The organism is Mesorhizobium sp. WSM4810 (assembly GCF_055811235.1).
The window spans coordinates 152,257-158,387 of record NZ_JBVVQV010000016.1; the positions used below are offsets into that span (position 1 = coordinate 152,257).

General features: G+C 60.6%; 6 protein-coding genes and 1 pseudogene. 5 read left to right on the forward strand and 2 right to left on the reverse strand.

Features of this window, described 5'->3' with window-relative positions; translation table 11 throughout:
- Positions 1-91 precede the first annotated feature (91 nt).
- From AC0L3O_RS22515 to AC0L3O_RS22535, 5 genes are all read left to right on the forward strand, one after another.
- A complete protein-coding gene (locus AC0L3O_RS22515; RefSeq protein ID WP_473534982.1) occupies positions 92-214 on the forward strand; it encodes a hypothetical protein in 123 nt (40 codons plus the stop codon).
- The gene (locus AC0L3O_RS22520) at positions 211-2,112 is read left to right on the forward strand and encodes a glycoside hydrolase family 127 protein (RefSeq protein WP_473534981.1); all 1,902 of its coding nucleotides are present in this window, start codon (positions 211-213) and stop codon (positions 2,110-2,112) included. The genes AC0L3O_RS22515 and AC0L3O_RS22520 overlap by 4 nt, the downstream gene beginning before the upstream one ends.
- Complete coding sequence (locus tag AC0L3O_RS22525) at positions 2,113-2,493, forward strand: hypothetical protein (protein ID WP_473534980.1); 381 nt, start codon at positions 2,113-2,115, stop codon at positions 2,491-2,493.
- Between the two features lie 129 nt (positions 2,494-2,622).
- A complete protein-coding gene (gene ubiM, locus AC0L3O_RS22530) occupies positions 2,623-3,804 on the forward strand; it encodes a 5-demethoxyubiquinol-8 5-hydroxylase UbiM (RefSeq protein ID WP_473616637.1) in 1,182 nt (393 codons plus the stop codon).
- Between the two features lie 30 nt (positions 3,805-3,834).
- Positions 3,835-4,422 (forward strand): EAL domain-containing protein, encoded by a 588-nt coding sequence (locus tag AC0L3O_RS22535; RefSeq protein ID WP_473534978.1) that lies wholly within the window; start codon positions 3,835-3,837, stop codon positions 4,420-4,422.
- 250 nt (positions 4,423-4,672) lie between these two features.
- Here AC0L3O_RS22535 and AC0L3O_RS22540 read toward each other — a convergent pair.
- Positions 4,673-5,448: pseudogene (locus AC0L3O_RS22540) on the reverse strand (sulfite exporter TauE/SafE family protein).
- 122 nt (positions 5,449-5,570) lie between these two features.
- Positions 5,571-6,131 (reverse strand): TCP-1/cpn60 chaperonin family protein (locus AC0L3O_RS22545; protein WP_473616638.1); only part of this gene is annotated, 561 nt, incomplete at its 5' end.

Consider the following 6,131-nt stretch of genomic DNA (forward strand, 5'->3'; position numbering starts at 1 on the left):
GCGCGGATTTGTCGTGTCTGGCTGACCCAGATCAGTGCTGTCTCCTCATCGCCCTGATTTCAATGGACGAGTCTTTTCAAGGGGAGAACGCATGTCTAGCGGGACGGAAGCTGAGCGGCATCAGGTGCTGGCCGTGTTCGCCGGGGGCGCCGGCATTGTCGAAGCCGTGAGCAGTCCGGCGCACGTCATTGCAGGAGCCGATGCGTTCGAATGAGCGAGTTCAAGCCAGTTCGGTTCGTTGATGTCGCGCTGGAGGGGCAATTCTGGCGCGAGAGGCTGGAGACGGTGCTGACACGGACCATCCCCAGCCAGCACGTCCAGCTTGGCAAGCAAGGTGTATTGCTGTCCCTCACACTGCCGAACCAGTCGCTGCCACTGAGCGTCCCAGGCAACGAGCACGATTCCGGGCAGGTGTTCTGGGATTCCGACGCTGGCAAGTGGATAGAAGCAGCATCCTACGCGCTGTCACACAGGCGTGATCCCGACATCGAGGCATGGATCGAAAATATTGTCGATGATCTCGAAAAGGCGCAGGCTCCCGACGGTTATCTGAACTGCTGGTACCTGCAGCGCGAGCCCGACAAGCGCTGGACCAACCTGCGCGACAATCACGAACTCTACAATCTTGGACATCTGCTCGAGGGCGGTATCGCCTACTTCCTCGCGACGGGCCGGCGCCGGCTCCTGGACATCCTTGAGCGGTATGTTGACCATGTCCGCAAGACATTCGGCCCGAACCCCGGCCAGAAGCGCGGCTATTGCGGCCATCAGGAAATCGAGCTGGCCCTCGTTAAGCTCTATCGCTTGACTGGAGACAGAATGCATCTCGACCTCGCGGCCTATTTCATGAATGAGCGCGGGCGTCAGCCGCACTACTTCGATCAGGAAGCGGTCGCGCGCGGGGAGAACCCCAGAGATTTCAGGGCGAAAAGATATGAGTACAACCAGTCGCACAGGCCGGTGCGCGAGCAAACTAAGGTGGTCGGACATGCGGTCCGAGCGATGTACATGCTTTCTGCCATGGCCGACCTCGCGGCGGAACTGAATGACGACAGCCTCAAAAAAGCATGCGAGGTGCTCTGGGCCGACGTCATCTCCTCGAAAATCTACATCACGTCCGGCTTGGGTCAGGCTGCCGCGAATGAAGGCTTTACTGTGGATCACGACCTGCCGAACGATACGGCGTATGCGGAGACCTGCGCCTCGGTAGGCCTGATCTTCTGGGCACATCGCATGCTGCATCTCGAACTCGACGGCCGATACGCCGACGTTCTGGAACAGGCGTTGTTCAACGGCGCGCTGACCGGCCTTTCGCGCGATGGCGAGCGCTATTTCTACTCCAATCCGCTCGAGAGCGATGGGCGACGCAGCAGATGGGCCTGGCACTCATGCCCATGCTGCACGATGAATTCGTCTCGTCTAATTGCTTCGATCGGAGGCTATTTCGTCTCGGCCAGTGAAAACGCAATCGCCTTCCATCTCTACGGCGGCGTTTCGACGAACATCCAACTCGCTACGGGCAATGTGTTCCTGCGGGAAACCAGCGCCTATCCATTTTTCGGCTCGATCAGGATCGAGGTCAGCCCTGACGCGCCGACCGAGTTCACGATCAACCTCCGCATTCCCGGTTGGGCTCATGAAGCCGAAGCTTCGGTCGGGGGATGTGCAGTCGACGTGACGGCATGCACCAGAAATGGCTATCTTGCGATCTCGCGGCTATGGAATGCCGGAGACACCATCGCCCTCGAACTACCGATTTCTCCCGAGCGCATCTATGCTCATCCCTCGGTCAAGCAGGATATCGGCCGGGTGGCGCTTAAGCGCGGACCATTGGTTTATTGCGTTGAAGAGGTCGACAATCCCGGGGCGCCCGTGCAGCAGCTCACACTGCCGCGAGAGTCCAAGATCGAAACGATGGAACGGGGCGATCTTTTCGATGGCGTGGTCACGCTGACTGCCTCCGCGCAGCGCGTCGAAGACCAAGGCTGGGGAGACAGCCTATACAGAAATACGCCCCCCATCGCTTCGGACTGCCGGCTAACCGCCCTGCCATACTATCTCTGGAACAATCGGGCAAAAGGCTCGATGCAAGTGTGGCTGCTGGAAAGCTGAATGGCCGATGTGAGAAACCCGTTGGTTGGCTGGCTATCTGCCCAGGTGAGCGGAGTATGCCAAAGTTTTGTTTGCAGGAGTGAACGGATGTCGCGATTTCGCCTATTGACGATCTTCATGTCGGGAATGCTGGGAACGGCGACGTTGCCGGATCCAGTCGCCTCGGCACCAGTCCTCAACCCCGCCAATCGCAATGGGCTGGTCGAGCAGAACGAATTACTGATGCTGGAGAACAGGCTGCGGCGGCAGCAATATCAGCAGCAGCAGCAGCAGCAGTTCCGTTCCCAGGATCGCGAGATCGCGACGCAGCAACGGCCCGATCGACCGCTTACTTGCCAGCTACAGCCGTCAAGCAACGGCTTTGTGAGCATCTGCCGCTGATGAGGCGGCTTGCCACTTATTTAGGCGGCCATAGCTTGTGCGCGTCGTGCTTAACTAGCATCAGAGGCGTTTTTTGATTTCGCAGCTCGTGCTTGGGCACTGGAGAGCCTACGCGATGGCGCCACGCTGATGGCCGACTCCGATGACAGCTTCGACATCATTGTCGTTGGAGCGGGGCCGGTCGGACTTTGCTTCGCCGCATCACTCGCTCAAAGCCAACTCAAGGTCGCAGTTGTCGAACAGAACTCAATTGATATTCTCGCCAATCCGCCTTTTGACGGCCGGGAAATCGCGCTGACCCACGCCTCGATCAGAATCCTTCGCGAGATCGGCGCCTGGGATGCCATCCCCGCTTCGGACAAATCACAGCTTCACGGCGCGCGCGTGCTCAACGGTTCGAGCCCTTTCGCTCTGCGTTTCGATCCTCCCAGCGGGTCTGGAGAACCCCTCGGAGTTTTGGTCCCAAATTGCCGGATCCGCTACGCGCTGTTCAAGACAATCCACGTGCAGAATCACGCGCGGCTCCTGTGCGGCCACTCGGTCGTAGATGCAACAACCAGCCACACAGGAGCACTCGTAACGCTGTCTAATGGCGTGCAGTTGAACGCTAGCCTTGTGGTTGCCGCCGATTCACGTCTGTCGGCCACTCGTGATCTGCTCGGCATAGGCGCCGATATCAATCGGCTTGGCTACTCGATGCTAATATGCCGGGTGCGGCATGAGCGCGCCCACCACCAGGTGGCAATCGAATGGTTCGATCACCATCAGACAATAGCGATGTTGCCCCTGGCGGAGGGAGTGTCGTCGCTGCTGCTCACCCTGCGCTCAAACGAGGCCGATAGACTGCTTGCCTTCAGCGACCATTTGTTTCTGAGGGAATTGACGAACCGGTGTCGAGGGCGCCTTGGAAAAATGACCTTGGCAAGCAAGCGCCATACCTATCCGCTGGTCACGACTTGGGCGCACAAATTCCGAGCTCCCAGCGCCGCACTCATCGGCGACGCTGCCATCGGCATGCACCCGGTGACTGCGCATGGTTTCAACATCGGTATCAGCGGCCAGAAGCAACTCGCCTATGGAATCCTAACAGCATGTCGCGACGGTCGCGAGATTGCCGATCCCGACATGCTGCACGGATACGAAAGGTGGCTGCGCCTGTCAGCGGCGCCGCTCTTCCACGGCACGAACATTCTTGTCGGACTCTACTCAAGCGAGCACCCGGCGGCACGGCTTGCACGACATGTGGGGCTTCGGTTCGCCCAACATGCCCCCTTTATACGGCATGGCATTTCGGCCATGCTTAGGCGATGAAACCGTACCAGCAGCTTTGGACCGTGCGCGATGAAAGAGGGCCTCATTCGCCGGAGTAATCGCTGCCCCTGCACGCAGAGGCGGCAGCTTCCCGCGGCAGGCCCTAAATGTCGCCCCGAAGAGGTATTGTCACCGCGCGAATTGGAAGCCGGCGATATCGACGACATGGTTCTGAATGGTCTGGCGGCAAAAGACCTCCCAGCAACGATGTTCGAAATCGAGATTACCGAAGAATCCCCAGTGGACCCGGACAGAGTAGATGAAAAGCTCGGGCGCCTTTCACATGCCGGCATTTCCATCGCGCTCGATGACTTCGGCACCGGCTTTTCCACGTTGGCATCGCTCAAGGACAGTCGGATACGCAAGGTGAAAATAGACCAAGGCTTCATTCGCGGCCTAGCCAAGTCTCGGGAGGACCGGCTGCTTGTCAAAACGGTGATCGATCTTGGTCGGGCGCTCGGGATCGATGTCATGGCCGAGGGCGTCGAAACAGAGGCAGACCGGCAAATTCTGCACAAGCTTGGCTGCAGAACCGCTCAGGGCTTCCTATTCTCCAAGGCGGTGCCTTTGAGCCAAGCGCTTGAATTGGCACTAAAAGAGCACGCGAAGCAATGTTGATCGCCGCCGTCATCAGTCACTGCATCGAGCAGAGCAGTCACTGCATCGAGCCGAGCGTAAAAGGACCGATGGGCCGGGCGAGGCGGAAATGGGAAACACGTTGATCACTGGCGTGCCATACGCCGTTTGTGGCGCAGGTTAGGTTTTCCAGGGTGGCAAGTCGCCTCCAGTCCGCGATTCACTTCGGTTACGCCGATCATGATGTCCGGAAGCAAAGCGAAGGCTTGGAAGGGTAGTCCGCTTGCTCAGGTCAGACGAATCCCAGTTGTTGGGCGGTCTGGAACAAAGCGAGCAGCATGATCAGGCAGCCGACGAGCCGCAAAAGCGTCCGCTCGCATTCGCCTGGAGCACCCATCCGGCAAGCGGAGCGGCGACTATGCCGCCGACGATCAGCCCCAGCACCGAGCTTGCATGTGTCGACAGCGCCCCCGCTTCCTGCCAGTGCCCACTGACGAGCGCGACGATGAAGGTGACGGACACCGCTAGCGTGATCAGGAACTCGGCCGCATTGACAGTGCCGATCACGTAGCGGGGCGGCGCGCCGGCGCCGAGCAATCCGGTCACGACCATCGGGCCCCATCCGCCGCCGCCTGCAGCGTCGAGGAAGCCGCCTACAGTACCCAGCGGCGCCACAAGACGGGTAGGAACCGGATTGCTGGGGATCTTGCGGAACGACCGGAGGAACAGCCAGAGCCCGATCACAGCGAGATAGGTCGTGACGTAGGGCTTCACCTTGTCGCCGTCGAACGAGGTCAGCACGAAGGCGCCGAGGCAGCCGCCGAGAATGCCGAAAGGAGCAAGCCGCCAGAACAGCTTCCAGTCGATATTGCGGTGGTAGTGGTGCGCCGTGCCGGAAGCGGCCGTGGTGAACACTTCCGCCGCGTGTACCGCGGCGGAAGCCTGCGCCGGCGGAACACCGAAGGAGAGCAGCACGGTGGAGGAGATCGCGCCATAGGCCATGCCTAACGCGCCGTCAACCGCCTGGGCGAGGAAGCCGACAATGGCGAACAGAATGAAGTCAGTCATTGGTGTCCGCCGTGAACGTGCCGCCGTATGTAGCCTTGTGGATGTGGCATCCGGCTTGGCTCCGAGGCAGAGAAAAGGGCGGCATCGCTGCCGCCCATCGAGATTATTGAAGTGCGTGGACCTTAGAAATCCATACCGCCCATACCGCCCATACCGCCCATGCCACCCATGCCGCCGCCAGGCATGCCGGCAGGCATGCCGCCGCCAGCCGACTCCTTCTTCGGCGCCTCCGCGATCATGGCTTCGGTGGTGACCAGCAGGCCGGCGACCGAGGCCGCGTCCTGCAGAGCCGTGCGCACGACCTTGACCGGATCGACGATACCCATGGCGATCATGTCGCCATATTCGCCGGTCTGGGCATTGAAGCCGAAGGTCGGGCCCTTGTTCTCGAGGATCTTGCCGGCAACGATCGATGCTTCCGCACCGGCGTTGGCCGCGATCTGGCGGGCCGGAGCCTGCAGCGCGCGACGCACGATGCTGATGCCAGCGGTCTGGTCGGAGTTGGCGCCGCTGACGGTGATGGCCAGCGAAGCGCGCAGGAGTGCGACGCCGCCGCCGGGAACGATGCCTTCTTCGACGGCCGCGCGGGTCGCGTTGAGGGCGTCGTCGACGCGGTCCTTCTTTTCCTTGACTTCGATCTCGGTCGCACCGCCGACGCGGATGACGGCAACGCCGCCCGCCAG